Source organism: Enterobacter cloacae complex sp. 2024EL-00711 (assembly GCF_047529885.1).
GTDB classification, from domain to species: Bacteria; Pseudomonadota; Gammaproteobacteria; order Enterobacterales; family Enterobacteriaceae; genus Enterobacter; species Enterobacter ludwigii.
This window is the reverse complement of record NZ_JBLIZC010000008.1, coordinates 85,722-102,623: the sequence shown is the minus strand read 5'-3', so window position 1 is coordinate 102,623 and position 16,902 is coordinate 85,722. Positions and strand designations below refer to the sequence as shown.

The following is a 16,902-nucleotide window of genomic DNA, read 5'->3' as shown; positions in this document are numbered from 1 at the left end:
CTGCGAGACTACCGCGTTTTACCCACCGCTTTTCTGCGCTTATCCAAATCCTTAATCAACTTGTTCACCCCGTCATCGGCAAACATCTTCTCAAGCGTGATGGACAATTTGCGACGCCAGTTCTTGTACTGATAGCTGGTACCCGGAATGTTCACCGGCTCCGCCATATCAATCCAGTCTTCCGGCTGCAGACCCAGCAGGGCACTGTTGCTGTCGGCGATATAGCGCTGCAATCCGCGGTTGAGCGTAGGCGTCATCGACATCAGTGATGCCTTATGCCCGGCGCGTTTCGGCAGGCAGCCATGCTTGTGTAACGCATCAAGCAACCCTTGCTTCGCCAGCTCACGATCCTGATACAGCCCACGTAAGACCTCTTCATCCGGATACAGACCCAGCGTTTTACCGAGCGTCAGATCGCCGCTTTCCCAATAGCCACGAAGCGTAGGAAGGTCATGCGTCGTCGCGACTGCCATTGACTGTTCAGGGTACGCTTTCGGCGCGCGGAAGGTTTTCTCATGGTCGTTTTCAAAATAGAGCACTTTATAGGAGTAAACGCCGCTGTCGCGGAGCTTACTGACAATCTCAACCGGCACGGTACCGAGATCTTCGCCGATCACCATGCACTGATGACGTTTACTCTCCAGCGCCAGGATCGAGAGCAGATCGTCAACCGGATACTGTACATACGCGCCGTGGTCAGCCGTTTCCCCATAAGGGATCCACCACAGACGCAGGACGGACATCACGTGGTCAATTCGCAGCGCGCCGCAGTTTTGCATGTTGGCGCGCAGCAGGTCGATAAACGGCTCGTAAGCCCGCGCGGCCATGACGTGCGGATCCATCGGCGGCAAACCCCAGTTCTGGCCGAGCGGGCCAAGAATATCCGGCGGTGCGCCCACGGAGGCCTTCAGGCAATAAAGCTCGCGGTCACACCAGGTTTCCGCCCCGCCTTCCGCCACGCCAACGGCCAGATCGCGGTACAGGCCGATTGGCATTTTATAGCCCTGGCTCACCTGCCAGCAGGCGGCAAACTGGCTGTAAGCCAGCCACTGCAGCCAGAGGAAGAAGTCCACCTCGTCAGCATATTTTTTGCAGAACGCCTGCACTTCGGGCGTATCGACAGATTGATACGCTTCCGGCCATACCGGCCAGCCCCAGCGCATTTCGTCCTCTTTTACCTGATAAGCGTGCAATGCATCGAACGCCGCCTGCCAGTAAAGGCTCTCGCCTTCCTGAGCTACAAACTGGCGGAAAGCCGACATCTGCTCATCATCACGCTGCGAAAAACCTTTCCACGCCAGACGTAACGCGGCCATTTTCAGTGCGGTGACGGTGGCATAGTCTACCCAGTCCGTCTCGCGCGCCTGCTTCAGCGCCTGCTGAGTGGTCGTGAGGTTCCACCACGCCTGCGCCTCTTTGCTGCTTTTGAAATCGTCTAAGGCATTCACGTCAATGTAAATCACGTTCAGCCAGCGACGGGATGACGGGCTGTACGGACTGGCACTTTCCGGGTTCGCCGGATAGAGCGCATGAATGGGGTTGAGGCCGATAAACGCACCGCCGCGCTCGCCCACATCCGCCAGCATCTTTTTCAGGTCGCCAAAATCGCCGATACCCCAGTTGCTGTCAGAGCGCAGCGTGTAGAGCTGCACGCAGGCCCCCCACAGCTTTTTACCCTCGAGCAACGCCTGCGGCTCATAGCAGCGTTTTGGCGCAACAATCACCCGACAATGAAAACGCTGGTCGTCCTGCGTGAGGGTTAACGTGTGATAGCCCTCCGGCAGTTTTGCCGGAAGGTTAAGCGCTTTGCCACCGGTGGCGTGGCCTTTGTGCTGTTGCCCCTCTTCGGTCGTGAGCAGCCAGCTAAATTCGCCGCGCCCGTTTACCGTTAGCGGCATCTTTTTACCGGCGGTAAACACCTTCACGTTCGGCACCGGAGCAACCGACGCTTTCGCGTCGGTCTTGTGCATGGCATCCAGCAAACGTCTTTTGGTGTCGGCGCCAATAGACTGTGGTTTGCCGTGAGCATTAATGTAACTGAGGCTGATCCCCGCCGCCTGCGCGGCACTGTCCAGACGTTTACTCTCCATCGCGCTTCCTTAGCGTTTTGCCTGCCAGATACGAGCCTGATAATCACGGATTGAGCGGTCAGAACTGAACATCCCGCAGCGGGCGGTGTTCAGAATGCACGCCCGGGTCCACGCTTCCTGGTCGCGATACAGCACGTCGACCTGTTTTTGCGCGTCCACATAGGCCGTAAAGTCCGCCATGACCAGATACGGGTCACCGCCGTGTTTGTCCATGCTGTGCAGCATCTGGTCAAAGGCATGTTTATCGCCATCGCTGTACTTACCGCTTTCCAGCTCTTTCAGAACCGCATCAAGAACTTTGTCTTTCTTACGCCATTTCACCGGGTCGTAACCTTTGGCTTTGAGGGCTTTCACTTCTTCGACGGTATGGCCGAAGATAAAGATGTTCTCTTCCCCCACCTTTTCGGCGATCTCGACGTTCGCGCCGTCGAGCGTACCGACGGTCAGCGCACCGTTCAGCGCCAGCTTCATGTTGCCGGTACCGGAAGCTTCTTTCCCTGCCGTGGAGATCTGCTCGGAGATATCCGCCGCCGGGATCAGCATCTCAGCTGCAGAGACGCAGTAGTCCGGCAGGAACACCACCTTCAGCTTGTCACCCACTTTCGGATCGTTATTGATGGCCGCGGCCACTTTATTAATGGCGAGGATAATGTTTTTCGCCAGGTAGTAGCCCGGTGCGGCTTTCGCCCCAAACAGGAACACGCGCGGTACGCGGTCAGCCTGCGGGTTCTCGCGGATCTCTTTATACAGCGCCAGAATATGCAGCAGGTTCAGGTGCTGGCGTTTGTACTCATGCAGACGTTTGATCTGAATATCGAAAATGGCGTTCGGGTTGATCTCAATCCCGGTACGCGCTTTGACAAAATGCGCCAGACGCACTTTGTTTTCGAGCTTAATGGCGCGGTACTGCTCGCGGAATGCCGCGTCGTCGGCATACTTTTCCAGATTGATAAGCTGGTCCAGATCGTTGGCCCACTCTTTCTTCAGGGTTTTGTCCAGCAGGCCAGCCAGCAGCGGGTTGCACTGCTTAATCCAGCGACGCGGCGTGATGCCGTTAGTCACGTTATGGAATTTGGTCGGCCACAGCTGGTGGTATTCCGGGAACAGGTCTTTCACCACCAGATCCGAGTGCAGCGCCGCCACACCGTTCACCGCAAAACCGCTTACCACGCACATGTTCGCCATGCGCACCTGTTTGTCATGTACCACAGCCAGCTTCGCCCACACCGCTTTGTCGCCCGGCCAGGTTTTATCCACTTGCTTTTTAAACGCGTCGTTAATCTTGTTGATGATCTGCATATGACGCGGCAGCAGGGCTTTCACCAGCTTCTCATCCCAGCACTCCAGCGCTTCAGGCATCAGGGTGTGGTTGGTGTAGGCAAACGTACGGCTGGTGATCGCCCACGCGTCATCCCAGCTCAGCTGGTGCTCGTCAATCAGCACGCGCAGCAGTTCAGGAATCGCAATCGTCGGGTGCGTATCGTTAAGCTGGATCACTTCGAAGTCCGGCAGCTGCGCCAGCTTGCGGCCCGCCAGGTGATGACGACGCAGAATATCCGCAATGGAACAGGCACACTGGAAGTACTGCTGCATCAGACGCAGTTTCTTGCCCGCCAGATGGTTGTCGTTCGGGTAAAGGACTTTGGTCAGTTTCTCAGCGTCGATCCCCTGCTGCTCGGCACGCAGGAAATCGCCGTCGTTGAATTTGGTCAGGTTGAAGGGATGAGCATGCTTTGCCTGCCACAGACGCAGCGGTTGCGCCACGCCGTTACGGTAGCCCAGCACCGGCAGATCCCAGGCTTCGCCGGTCAGGGTAAACGCAGGCTCCCACAGCCCCTGCTTCGTGACTTTACCACCAATGCCCACCTGCACATCAAGCTGTGCATTGTGGCGGAACCAGGGGTAAGTATTGCGGTGCCAGTCATCCGGCGCTTCCATCTGATGACCATCAGCAAACGACTGACGGAACAGGCCGTACTGGTAGTTCAGACCGTAGCCAATGGCCGACTGACCGACGGTGGCCATCGAGTCAAGGAAACAGGCCGCCAGACGTCCCAGACCACCGTTACCCAGCGCCGGGTCAATCTCTTCTTCCAGCAGGTCGGTCAGGTTAATGTCATGCTCTTTCAGCACATCACCCACCTCCTGATACCAGCCGAGGTTCAGCAGGTTGTTACCTGTCAGACGGCCAATCAGGAACTCCATTGAGATGTAGTTAACGTGGCGCTGGTCTTTCGCCGGTTTTGCCAACGGTTGAGCATCCAGTTGCTCCGCGAGCGCACCGCTCACTGCCTGCCACCACTGGTGAGGCGTCATCTCGTTTGCAGCGTGAAGGCCAAAACGCTGCCACTGACGCGTCAGGGCAGCCTGGAATTGAGCTTTGTTAAAGGTAGGCTGTGACATAGGGAATTGGCATCCTGTAGAGAGAAAACACATGTTGGCGCTAGTGTGCCAGGCTCATTTCGCCTCTTCCTCATCCCGCAGGGGATTAGGCAGGGAGGAGTAGCGGGGATGAGCATAAAAGTGTGATCAAGGCCACTCTGAGAGCATAGTGTGAGTGTGCCAGGAAGAAAAAAAGATAACCGGGGAGAATGTCAAAAAAATGAAATACAGTTTCGGATGAAATTAATCCGCGACGAAATGATTACTTACGCAGAATAATATTTCTGCAATGGGGCCTTACCTAAGGGGATTATTAATCTCACTCAACTTTACCCGAACTTTATTAAATTTGACGTCACTATACCTTTCTGAAACCAGTTTCAGCGTAACCGTGTGACACTGGGACAAGCCAGCGCTGACGCGGTGTTAAAGCCATTCTGGAAAAGTTCCGGTACTCGCCTGAATGTTTTGTGACAGAGTGCAAATTCAGAGCCACAAAACCCAGACATAACTTGCAATAGTTCTCTTTCTGGCCGACCTTATAGCTATTAATTACGAAGCGCAAAAAAAATAAATTCTCTCGTTCCCCACAGTGAAGTGAAAACTATGTTGATTCCGTCTAAATTAAGTCGCCCGGTTCGTCTTGACCATACAGTGGTCCGCGAGCGTCTGCTGGCTAAACTTTCCGGCGCGCATAATTTCCGACTGGCGCTGGTTACGAGCCCTGCAGGTTATGGAAAAACAACGCTCATTTCGCAATGGGCCGCAGGTAAGAGCGACCTTGGCTGGTACTCCCTTGATGAGGGCGATAACCAGCAAGAGCGTTTTGCCAGCTATCTGATTGCTGCCATTCAGCAGGCAACCAACGGACACTGCGTCGCCAGTGAGGTCATGGTGCAAAAGCGCCAGTACGCCAGCCTGTCTTCCCTTTTCTCACAGCTGTTTATCGAACTGGCCGAATGGCATCGCCCGCTGTACGTGGTGATTGATGATTATCATCTCATCACTAACCCGGTTATCCATGAATCGATGCGTTTCTTCCTGCGTCATCAGCCGGAAAACCTGACCCTGGTCGTGCTGTCGCGTAACCTGCCGCAACTGGGCATCGCCAACCTGCGCGTGCGCGATCAGCTACTGGAAGTCGGCAGCCAGCAGCTGGCCTTTACCCATCAGGAAGCCAAACAGTTCTTTGACTGTCGACTGAACTCGCCAATTGAGGCCTCCGAAAGCAGCCGCCTGTGTGATGATGTCGCCGGCTGGGCGACGGCGCTGCAGCTGATTGCCCTCTCTGCCCGGCAAAATAACAGCCCAACGCACCAGTCTGCGCGTCGCCTGGCGGGGATTAACGCGAGCCATCTTTCTGATTATCTCGTCGACGAAGTGCTGAACAGCGTTGATCCGTCGACCCGAAATTTCCTGCTCAAAAGTTCTCTGCTGCGTTCCATGAACGACGCGCTGATCGTGCGCGTGACCGGCTGTGAAAACGGTCAGCTGCAGCTGGAAGAGATTGAACGCCAGGGCCTGTTCCTGACCCGAATGGACGATCCCGGCGAGTGGTTCAGCTATCACCCACTGTTCGGCAGCTTCCTGCGCCAGCGCTGTCAGTGGGAGCTTGCGACGGAACTGCCGGAAATCCATCGCGCCGCCGCCGAAAGCTGGATGGCCCAAGGTTTCCCGAGCGAGGCGATTCACCACGCGCTTGCCGCCGGTGATGCCGGCATGCTGCGCGATATCCTCCTTAACCACGCATGGGGCTTGTTTAACCACAGCGAGCTGACGTTGCTTGAAGAGTCACTGAAAGCCCTGCCGTGGGAGAGCCTGCTGGAGAATCCGCGCCTGGTGCTGCTGCAGGCCTGGCTGATGCAGAGCCAGCATCGCTACAGTGAAGTAAATACCCTGCTGGCACGTGCCGAGCAGGAGATGGAAAGCGATATGGATGCCACCCTGCACGGCGAATTCAACGCCCTGCGGGCGCAGGTGGCGATTAACGACGGTGACCCGGAAGAGGCAGAGCGCCTGGCGATGGTTGCGCTGGATGAACTGCCGCTGGCCAATTTCTACAGCCGTATTGTTGCCACCTCGGTACACGGTGAAGTTCTGCACTGCAAAGGCGAGCTGACGCGCTCCCTTTCGCTCATGCAACAAACTGAACAGATGGCCCGCCGCCACGATGTCTGGCATTACGCGCTGTGGAGCCTGATCCAGCAAAGTGAAATTTTGTTTGCGCAGGGGTTCCTGCAGGCCGCCTGGGAAAATCAGGAAAAGGCCTTCCAGCTGATTCGTGAGCAGCATCTGGAACAGCTGCCGATGCACGAGTTCCTGCTGCGCATTCGTGCACAGCTCCTTTGGGCATGGTCGCGTCTGGATGAAGCGGAAAGCTGCGCCCGTCAGGGTGTGGACGTTCTCTCCAGCTTCCAGCCACAGCAGCAATTGCAGTGTCTGGCGCTGCTGGTTCAGTGCTCGCTGGCGCGTGGCGATCTCGATAACGCCCGCAACCACCTTAACCGTCTGGAAAACCTGCTCGGTAACGGTCAGTACCACAGCGACTGGGTGTCCAACGCCGATAAGGTGCGGGTGATTTACTGGCAGATGACCGGCGACAAAAAATCCGCCGCCAACTGGTTACGTCAGACCCCTAAACCGGAATTTGCCAACAACCACTTCCTGCAGAGCCAGTGGCGCAACATTGCCCGCGTCCAGATCCTGCTCGGTGAATTAGAACCTGCCGAAATCGTGCTGGAAGAGCTTAATGAAAACGCCCGCAGCCTGCGGCTGATGAGCGATCTCAACCGCAACCTGCTTCTGCTGAACCAGCTTTACTGGCAGGCGGGCCGCAAAAACGATGCCCAGCGCGTCCTGCTGGAAGCGCTGCAGCTGGCGAACCGCACCGGGTTTATCAGCCACTTTGTCATTGAAGGTGAAGTGATGGCCCAGCAGCTGCGACAGTTGATTCAACTCAATACGCTGCCAGAGCTGGATCAGCATCGTGCCCAGCGTATTCTGCGCGAGATTAACCAGCACCATCGCCATAAGTTTGCGCACTTTGATGAGAACTTCGTTGAACGTCTGCTGAACCATCCGGAAGTACCGGAACTGATCCGCACCAGCCCGCTCACTCAGCGCGAATGGCAGGTGCTGGGGCTGATCTACTCAGGCTACAGCAACGAGCAGATCGCCGGTGAACTGGCGGTGGCGGCGACGACCATCAAAACCCATATCCGTAATCTCTATCAGAAGCTTGGCGTCGCCCATCGTCAGGATGCGGTGCAGCATGCACAGCAGCTGCTGAAGATGATGGGGTACGGCGTGTAATTCCGGTGCGCGTGGGTGCCCTCACCCGGGCCTGTTTTGCAGAAACTAAAAACGGCAACCTTCGGTTGCCGTTTTGCTTTTACGTCAGCACAGTTCCAGCTGCAGATTATTATCCTTAATCACCTGCATCACGCCTGCCGGCGGCATCACGTCGGTATAAACCGCATCAACCATGCTGATGCTGCCCATATTCACCATCGCGTTACGGCCAAACTTGGAGTGGTCCACCACGAGCATAACGTGGCGTGAATTCTCAATAATCGCGCGCTTGGTGCGGACTTCATGATAATCAAACTCCAGCAGGGAGCCATCGCTGTCGATACCGCTGATCCCGAGAATGCCGAAATCGAGACGGAACTGAGAGATAAAGTCGAGCGTCGCTTCACCGATGATGCCGCCGTCGCGGCTGCGCAACTCGCCGCCCGCAAGGATGATGCGGAAATCGTCTTTCTGCATCAGGGTATTCGCGACATTCAGGTTATTGGTCACAACGCGCAGGTTTTCATGATCCAGCAGCGCATGGGCGACCGCTTCCGGCGTGGTGCCGATATCAATAAACAGCGTCGCCCCGTTAGGGATCTGGCTGGCGACTTTCCGCGCAATGCGCTCTTTTTCCGCCGTTTGCGTGGCTTTACGGTCATGCCATGAGGTGTTGACCGAGCTGGACGGCAGCGCCGCCCCGCCGTGGTGGCGCAGAATACGGTTTTGATCGGCAAGGTCGTTCAGGTCACGACGAATGGTCTGCGGGCTGACGGCAAACTGCTCGACCAGCTCTTCGGTACTGACATATCCCTGTTTTTTAACCAGTTCGATAATGGCGTCATGACGTTGTGTTTGTTTCATCAATTATCCCTGAGAATTATGTTCGTTTTCGCGCATGGAGCGTGTCGGCAAACGCCATCGCCAGCCCAACGGCCAGCCCGGTGACGTGTGCACCATTGGCGATAGACATACCAAACAGATCAAACCATCCGGCAATTAGCCATATTAATGCAAAGGTTATTAACCCGCGTTGCAGATAGATGCCACTTTCAGGATCGCGCTCACCTCTGAGCCAGACATAGCCCATCAGGGCATACACAACACCTGATAATCCGCCAAACCACGGGCCGCTGAATTTGTGCTGCACATAGCCACTCAACAGGGCACTGATGACGGTGATCACAATCAGCTTCCCGCTGCCCAGACGCTTCTCGACGGCACCGCCAAGGTACCACCACCACAGCAGGTTAAAGAGAATATGCATCACCGAGAAGTGCATCAGCGCATGGGTAAAATAGCGCCAGACGTCAACGTCCAGTGAAGGATCATAGGGCCATGCCAGGGCGATCATGACGCTCTGGTCGCCGACCACGTTCATCATAATGAACACGATAATGCAGGCGGCCATCAGCAGCAGCGTAAACGGACCCGCGCGTTCGCGCACGGTGGCAAAGAAGGGAAAACGACGATAGTGCAGCCCGCTGCCCGTCTGGCCTGATTGCCAGCTTGCGGCCAGATAGCGCGGGTCGCCGGGGTTCTCAAGGAATCGCGCCAGCTCCTCATTTACCCTCGCGGCCTGGCTCTCGTCGGCCAGCCACACATCGGTCTGATGATGTTGCTGGATGGTCAGAATAACGCCCTGCGTCGCCATATAGTCGACAAACGCCTGGGCGACGCGCGGGTTGGTAAAAGAGGTGATCATCAACATGGGCAGCCGTCGCTTATTTCCACACAAAAGGGGACAGTATAGCGGTATCAGCGCTCAAACGCGTATTCAACTTCTGCCGGGAAATGACGATGCCAGGCATCGAAGCCGCCATCGACGCTGTAAACCGCATCGTAGCCCTGCTGAAGCAGGTACTGCGCTGCACCTTTACTGCTGTTGCCGTGGTAGCACATGACCATCACCGGCGTGTCGAAGTCGTTATCGCGCATAAACGCGCCCAGGGAGTCGTTGGTCAGGTGGAACGCGCCTGGCGTGTGGCCCATCGCAAAGCTCTGTGGATCGCGGATGTCCACCAGCACAGCCGTTCCCTGGTGCATTTTCTGATGGGCTTCTTCTACGTTAATACATTCAAACTGATCCATGGTGCTCTCATCTTATATTCAGGTGTGGTGCGCTTCCTCTCACCCCCACTCTCTCCTGAAGTGAGAAGGTTGGGCGAGGGCATCAAGCGGCACTATTTTACCCCGTAGTGTACGTCCTGGCGGCGGGTAAACGCCATTATGTTATCCATATCACTCTAAATTGTTTTTTTGATGTTACCAAAAGCGCGTTCCTTTGCTATTATGAGCGATATCGAACATTTCTGAGCTTTAACGAAAGTGCGTGAGGGTGTTATGGAAACCAAAGATCTGATTGTGATAGGCGGTGGCATCAACGGTGCCGGGATTGCGGCCGATGCTGCAGGACGCGGTTTATCCGTGCTGATGCTGGAAGCTAACGATCTCGCCTGCGCGACCTCGTCCGCCAGCTCCAAACTGATCCACGGTGGCCTGCGCTACCTGGAACACTACGAATTCCGCCTGGTCAGCGAAGCCCTGGCCGAACGTGAAGTGCTGCTGAAAATGGCCCCGCATCTGGCGATTCCGATGCGCTTTCGCCTGCCCCACCGCCCGCATCTGCGTCCGGCGTGGATGATTCGAATCGGTCTGTTTATGTACGATCATCTGGGCAAACGTACCAGCCTGCCAGGATCGACCGGTTTGCGTTTTGGCTCAGAATCGGTCCTTAAACCTGAAATCGTGCGCGGATTCGAATATTCCGACTGCTGGGTAGACGATGCGCGTCTGGTTCTTGCCAATGCGCAGATGGTGGTGAAAAAGGGCGGCGAGGTGAAAACCCGCACCCGCGCCACGGCTGCCCGTCGTGAAAACGGCCTGTGGGTTGTTGAAGCGGAAGACGTGGATACCGGCGAGAAGTTCAGCTGGAAAGCGCGCGGCCTGGTAAACGCCACCGGTCCGTGGGTGAAACAGTTCTTTGATGAGGGAATGCACCTGCCTTCGCCGTACGGCATCCGCCTGATCAAAGGCAGCCACATTGTCGTGCCACGCGTGCATACCCAGAAGCAGGCCTATATCCTGCAAAACGAAGATAAACGTATCGTGTTTGTGATCCCGTGGATGGACGAGTTCTCCATCATCGGCACCACCGACGTGGAGTACAAAGGCGATCCGAAAAATGTCGAGATCGACGAAAGTGAAGTCAGCTACCTGCTGAAAGTGTATAACGCGCACTTCAAAAAACAGCTGGCACGCGATGACGTGGTCTGGACCTACTCCGGTGTGCGTCCGCTGTGTGATGACGAATCGGACTCACCGCAGGCCATCACCCGCGACTATACGCTGGATATTCATGACGTGGACGGCCAGGCACCGCTGCTGTCGGTCTTTGGCGGCAAGCTCACTACCTATCGTAAGCTGGCCGAACACGCGCTGGAAAAACTGGTGCCGTACTACAAAGGCATTGGCCCGGCCTGGACTAAAGGTGCCGTATTGCCTGGCGGCGATATCGGGGATAACCGCGATGATTATGCCGCGAAACTGCGCCGTCGCTACCCGTTCATCACCGAAGGGATGGCGCGTCACTACGCCCGTACCTACGGCAGTAATACGGAATGGATCCTGGGTGAAGCCAAAACGCTTGCCGACCTGGGTGAACATTTCGGTCACGAACTCTACGAAGCCGAACTGCGCTATCTGGTTGAGAACGAGTGGGTGCGCCGCCTGGATGATGCCATCTGGCGTCGTACCAAAGAAGGGATGTGGCTGGATGCCGAGCAGCAGTCGCGCGTGGCGCAGTGGCTGGCGCAGAACGCGGGAAAGCGTGAGCTGTCATTAGCATCGTGATGTAAAAAAGCCCGGTGGCGTTACGCTTCCCGGGCCAGCAGATCGCATAAGCCGGGTCAGGCGAAGCCGCCACCCGGCTCTGTTTTTTTATAACCGCACGGGATCGATATGCCAGATAGTTTCAGCATATTCTTTGATAGTACGGTCTGATGAGAAATACCCCATATTGGCGATGTTATGCATCGCGGCGCTGGTCCACTTCTCCTGCTGACGGTACAACTCGTCCACGTTGTCCTGACAGTCGACATAGCTGCGGTAATCCGCCAGCACCTGATAGTGGTCACCAAAGTTAATCAGTGAATCGACCAGATCGCGATAGCGGCTCGGCTCTTCAGGGTTAAACACGCCGGTGGCGATTTGCGTCAACACCTGGCGCAGCTCTTCATCTTCTTCGTAGTACTCGCGCGGCGAGTAGCCCTTCCTGCGAAGCGCCTCCACCTCCTCCGTCGTGTTACCGAAGATAAAGATATTTTCTGCCCCGACATGTTCCAGCATCTCAACGTTCGCGCCATCCAGCGTACCGATGGTCAGTGCGCCATTCAGGGCAAACTTCATATTACTGGTGCCAGAGGCTTCCGTACCGGCCGTGGAAATCTGCTCAGACAGGTCCGCCGCCGGAATGATCAGCTGCGCCAGACTCACACTGTAGTTCGGGACAAAGACCACCTTCAGCTTGTCACCGATATCCGGATCGTTGTTGACCACCTTCGCCACATCATTGATGAGATGAATAATGTGCTTCGCCATGTAGTATGCCGACGCCGCCTTACCGGCAAAGATTTTCACCCGTGGCACCCAGTCGGCCGTTGGGTCGGCTTTGATGCGATTGTAGTGCGTGATGACGTGCAGCACGTTCATAAGCTGTCGCTTGTACTCATGGATACGCTTGATTTGCACATCAAACAACGCTTTCGGGTTGGCCACCACGTTCAGGTGCAGCGCAAGATACACCGACAGCCGCTTCTTGTTCAGAAGCTTGGCTTCACGCACGGCTTTGTTCACCGCCGGGAAATCCAGGTGCTGTTCAAGCTCGCCCAGCTGACTCAAATCGGTACGCCAGGTGCGGCCAATATGTTCGTCCAGGACGTCGGAGAGCGGCTGGTTAGCCAGCGCCAGCCAGCGACGCGGGGTAACACCGTTCGTCACGTTGCAAAAACGCGTCGGGAAGATCTTCGCGAAATCAGCAAACAGCGACTGCACCATCAGGTTCGAGTGCAGTCCGGAAACCCCGTTCACCTTGTGACTGATCACCACCGCCAGCCAGGCCATACGCACGCGGCGACCGTTGGATTCATCAATGATTGAAGCCCGGCTCAGCAGGCCAGTATCGTTCGGATACTGCTCCTGCAGCGTCTTCAGGAAGTAGTCGTTAATCTCAAAGATAATCTGCAGATGGCGTGGCAAAATTTTACCGAGCATGTCGACCGGCCAGGTTTCCAGCGCTTCGCTCATCAGGGTGTGGTTGGTGTACGAGAAGACCTGGCAGGTCACTTCAAACGCATCATCCCAGCTGAATTTGTGCTCGTCGATCAGCAGACGCATAAGCTCGGGGATCGAAAGCACCGGGTGGGTGTCGTTGAGGTGAATGGCGGTTTTTTCCGCCAGGTTACTGTAGGTTTTGTGCAGCTGATAATGACGGCTCAGGATGTCCTGAATCGTCGCGGACACAAGGAAATACTCCTGACGCAGACGCAGTTCGCGTCCGGAATAGGTCGAGTCATCCGGATAAAGTACGCGGGAGACGTTTTCAGAGTGGTTTTTATCTTCCACCGCCGCAAAATAGTCGCCCTGGTTGAATTTACCGAGGTTGATTTCGCTACTGGCCTGGGCGCTCCACAGGCGCAGGGTATTGGTGGCATCGGTGTCGTAGCCGGGGATAATCTGGTCATAGGCCACGGCCAGGATCTCTTCCGTCTCAACCCAGCGGGATTTTTTTCCCTCCTGCTGAATACGGCCACCAAAGCGCACTTTGTAGCGCGTGTTGTGTCGTTTGAATTCCCACGGGTTGCCGTACTCAAGCCAGTAGTCCGGAGACTCTTTCTGTCGGCCTTCCACAATGTTCTGCTTGAACATGCCGTAGTCGTAGCGAATCCCGTAGCCGCGGCCCGGCAGGGCCAGCGTCGCCAGCGAGTCCAGGAAACAGGCGGCCAGACGCCCCAGGCCGCCGTTACCGAGGCCCGGGTCATTCTCTTCGTCAATCAGCTCTTCTAAATCTAACCCCATCTCTTCCAGTGCGGTTTTGACGTCGTCATAGATACCGAGCGACAACAGCGCATTGGACAGCGTGCGGCCAATCAAAAATTCCATCGACAGGTAATAAACCTGCCGCGTTTCCTGCGAGAGCTGGGCGCGGTTAGAGCGCAGCCAGCGTTCCACTAAGCGGTCACGCACGGCAAACAGCGTGGCGTTCAGCCACTCGTGTTTGTTGGCGATGACCGGGTCTTTCCCGATGGTGAACATCAGCTTATAGGCGATAGAGTGCTTTAACGCCTCAACGCTGAGCGTGGGTGAAGAATAGCTAAAAGGAGCATTCATATCAGTAACTTCGCCTCGTTACATCAAGCGTTGATAAAGGTCGCGGTATGACTGCGCCGCAACGTGCCAGCCAAAGTCCAGAGACATCGCCTGACGCTGAACGTAACGCCACAGAGATGGACGGGACCACAAGACGAAAGCACGCCGAATCGCCCGCAGCAGCGACCAGGCATTACTGTCCTCAAAGACAAACCCGCTGGCGATACCGTCCGCAAGGTTTTCCAGAGAACTGTCCGATACGGTATCCGCCAGCCCGCCAGTACGACGTACCAGCGGCAGCGTGCCGTATTTCAGGCCATAGAGCTGCGTCAGGCCACACGGTTCGAAACGACTCGGCACCAGAATGACGTCAGCACCGCCCATAATCCGGTGCGAAAACGCTTCGTGATAGCCAATCTGCACCCCTACCTGCCCGGGGTGTTCCGCCGCTGCCGCAAGGAAACCTTCCTGCAGCACCGGGTCGCCGGCACCGAGCAGCGCCAGTTGTCCCCCCTGCTCCAGTAAGCCCGGCAGCGCCTCCAGCACTAAATCCAGCCCTTTCTGGCTGGTCAGACGGCTGACGACGGCGAACAGCGGCACTTTATCGTTCACCTTCAGCCCCATCGCAATCTGCAGCTGGCGTTTGTTTTCCGCTTTGTCTTCCACGGAATCGCGGCCATAGCGTGCCGCCAGCAGAAGATCGGTCTCCGGATTCCAGATCTGCTCATCAACACCGTTGAGGATCCCCGACAGGCGGCCCTCACGATGGCGCTGTCGCAGCAACCCTTCCAGACCGTTACCAAACTCCGGCTGGGTAATTTCCCGGGCGTAGGTCGGGCTCACGGCCGTAATGTGATCGGCGTAGTAGATGCCGGCTTTCAGGAACGAAATCTGCCCGTTAAACTCCAGCCCGTGCATGTTATAGAACGACCATGGCAGATCGATGTCATTCATGTGATGGGCATAGTACATGCCCTGATACGCCAGGTTGTGAACGGTAAAGACCGATTTCGCCGGGTGGCCGCGCGCCGCCAGATACGCCGGTGCAAGCCCGGCGTGCCAGTCGTGAGCGTGTACCACATTCGGGCGCCAGAACGGATCCAGCCCGGTTGCCATTTCAGCACCGACCCAGCCGAGCAGTGCGAAACGCAGCACGTTGTCGGTATAGGCGAACAGGTTCGTATCGTGATACGGGCTACCCGGTCGATCGTATAAATGCGGCGCATCAATCAGGTAAATGCCTACGCCATTGTAATGTCCAAACAGCAGGGTGATGCGTCCGGCGAAGGTTTCACGACGAGTGACCACCTTTGCATCTGGAATACCACGCCGGATATCCGGAAAAGCGGGCAACAGAACTCGGGTATCTACACCCCCGGCGATTTGCGCCGCAGGCAATGCGCCAAGAACATCCGCCAGACCGCCCGTTTTTAACAACGGGAACATCTCAGAACATACATGTAAAACCTGCATTATCGCTCCTGTTTGACCTGCAGCTTCCGCAACATTTCCCGTGTTACTAACACGATCCCCTCTTCCGAACGGTAGAAACGACGCGCGTCTTCTTCCGCATTTTCACCAATCACCATGCCTTCAGGTATGACGCAGGCACGGTCGATAACGCAACGGCGCAGACGGCATGAGCGTCCGACCCAGACATCCGGCAGCAGCACCGCCGAATCAATATTACAGAATGAGTTCACGCGCACGCGGGGGAACAGCACCGACTGCACCACCACCGACCCCGAGATAATGCATCCGCCGGACACCAGCGAGTTCAGCGTCATGCCGTGACTGCCGGAGCGGTCCTGAACGAATTTCGCCGGCGGCAGCGATTCCATGTGGGTACGGATTGGCCAGTTCTGGTCGTACATATCCAGTTCAGGCGTCACCGACGCGAGATCGAGGTTTGCCTTCCAGTAGGCCTCCAGCGTTCCGACGTCGCGCCAGTAAGGTTCAGCATTCGGATCAGACTGCACGCAGGACAACGGGAAGGGATGTGCATACGCCATGCCAGCTTTGGTAATTTTCGGAATGATGTCTTTGCCGAAGTCGTGGCTGGAGTTTTCGTCTTTGTCGTCTTCTTCCAGCAGCGCGTAAAGATAATCGGCATCAAAGACATAGATCCCCATGCTGGCGAGCGATTTGGTATCGTCCCCTGGCATTGTCGGTGGGTTCGCCGGTTTTTCGACAAAATCGATAATCTTGTCGTCGGCGTCGACGTGCATCACCCCAAATGCCGTCGCCTCAGCAACAGGCACGGGCAGGCATGCCACGGTGCAACGCGCCCCTTTTTCGACGTGGTCGATCAGCATGTGGGAGTAGTCTTGCTTGTAGATATGATCGCCCGCGAGGATCACAATGTATTCCGCGTTATAACGGCGAATAATGTCGAGGTTTTGCGTCACCGCATCCGCCGTCCCGCGATACCAGTTCTCACCGTGAACGCGCTGCTGGGCAGGCAGAAGATCGACAAACTCATTCATCTCTTCACTGAAGAATGACCAGCCGCGCTGGATGTGCTGCACCAGAGTATGTGACTGATACTGCGTAATGACGCCAATGCGGCGAATGCCTGAGTTCAGGCAGTTGGAGAGCGCAAAGTCGATAATACGGAACTTACCACCAAAGTGGACGGCAGGTTTGGCGCGTTTGATGGTCAAATCTTTCAGACGAGTACCACGCCCGCCTGCGAGTATCAGGGCAACAGTTTTTAATGGTAGCTGGCGTGCCAACATTAAGGGATCGTTCTTCTCTAATCTAACCATGACTA

10 protein-coding genes are annotated in these 16,902 nt (G+C 56.1%); 2 read left to right on the top strand and 8 right to left on the bottom strand.

The genetic code is table 11. The annotated features are described in order from the left end of the window. Positions 1-8: 8 nt before the first annotated feature. Both malQ and malP read right to left on the bottom strand, forming a co-directional pair. Positions 9-2,090, bottom strand: a complete 2,082-nt coding sequence (gene malQ, locus ACMVME_RS19555; protein ID WP_068795411.1) for a 4-alpha-glucanotransferase — start codon at positions 2,088-2,090, stop codon at positions 9-11. A gap of 9 nt (positions 2,091-2,099) precedes the next feature. Beyond that, the gene (gene malP, locus ACMVME_RS19550; protein ID WP_025202851.1) at positions 2,100-4,493 is read right to left on the bottom strand and encodes a maltodextrin phosphorylase; all 2,394 of its coding nucleotides are present in this window, start codon (positions 4,491-4,493) and stop codon (positions 2,100-2,102) included. Positions 4,494-5,078: 585 nt separating this feature from the next. Between malP and malT the strand changes: the two genes are divergently transcribed. Continuing rightward, positions 5,079-7,784: an HTH-type transcriptional regulator MalT gene (malT, locus tag ACMVME_RS19545; protein ID WP_020884564.1), complete on the top strand. Its 2,706-nt coding sequence runs from the start codon at positions 5,079-5,081 to the stop codon at positions 7,782-7,784. Positions 7,785-7,868: 84 nt separating this feature from the next. Here malT and ACMVME_RS19540 read toward each other — a convergent pair whose 3' ends face one another. From ACMVME_RS19540 to glpE, 3 genes are read right to left on the bottom strand one after another with little or no spacing between them, the layout of a single operon-like run. Beyond that, positions 7,869-8,627 (bottom strand): DeoR/GlpR family transcriptional regulator, encoded by a 759-nt coding sequence (locus ACMVME_RS19540; protein ID WP_008503060.1) that lies wholly within the window; start codon positions 8,625-8,627, stop codon positions 7,869-7,871. Between the two features lie 16 nt (positions 8,628-8,643). Then, the gene (glpG, locus tag ACMVME_RS19535) at positions 8,644-9,474 is read right to left on the bottom strand and encodes a rhomboid family intramembrane serine protease GlpG (protein WP_032679123.1); all 831 of its coding nucleotides are present in this window, start codon (positions 9,472-9,474) and stop codon (positions 8,644-8,646) included. Between the two features lie 47 nt (positions 9,475-9,521). Then, a complete protein-coding gene (gene glpE / locus ACMVME_RS19530; RefSeq protein ID WP_020884562.1) occupies positions 9,522-9,854 on the bottom strand; it encodes a thiosulfate sulfurtransferase GlpE in 333 nt (110 codons plus the stop codon). 252 nt (positions 9,855-10,106) lie between these two features. Between glpE and glpD the strand changes: the two genes are divergently transcribed. Next, positions 10,107-11,615 carry a glycerol-3-phosphate dehydrogenase gene (gene glpD / locus ACMVME_RS19525; protein WP_020884561.1) on the top strand — a complete coding sequence of 503 codons (1,509 nt, stop codon included), beginning with the start codon at positions 10,107-10,109 and terminating at the stop codon, positions 11,613-11,615. 87 nt (positions 11,616-11,702) lie between these two features. On the opposite strand, the gene glgP is transcribed toward glpD, so the two are convergent. From glgP to glgC, 3 genes are read right to left on the bottom strand one after another with little or no spacing between them, the layout of a single operon-like run. Then, positions 11,703-14,150, bottom strand: coding sequence for a glycogen phosphorylase (gene glgP / locus ACMVME_RS19520; RefSeq protein ID WP_014171981.1), 2,448 nt, complete (start codon positions 14,148-14,150; stop codon positions 11,703-11,705). Positions 14,151-14,168: 18 nt separating this feature from the next. Beyond that, positions 14,169-15,602 carry a glycogen synthase GlgA gene (gene glgA, locus ACMVME_RS19515; RefSeq protein WP_014171982.1) on the bottom strand — a complete coding sequence of 478 codons (1,434 nt, stop codon included), beginning with the start codon at positions 15,600-15,602 and terminating at the stop codon, positions 14,169-14,171. Continuing rightward, positions 15,602-16,897 (bottom strand): glucose-1-phosphate adenylyltransferase, encoded by a 1,296-nt coding sequence (glgC, locus tag ACMVME_RS19510; RefSeq protein ID WP_020884559.1) that lies wholly within the window; start codon positions 16,895-16,897, stop codon positions 15,602-15,604. Before glgC ends, glgA begins: the two co-directional genes overlap by 1 nt. Between the last annotated feature and the right edge of the window lie 5 nt (positions 16,898-16,902).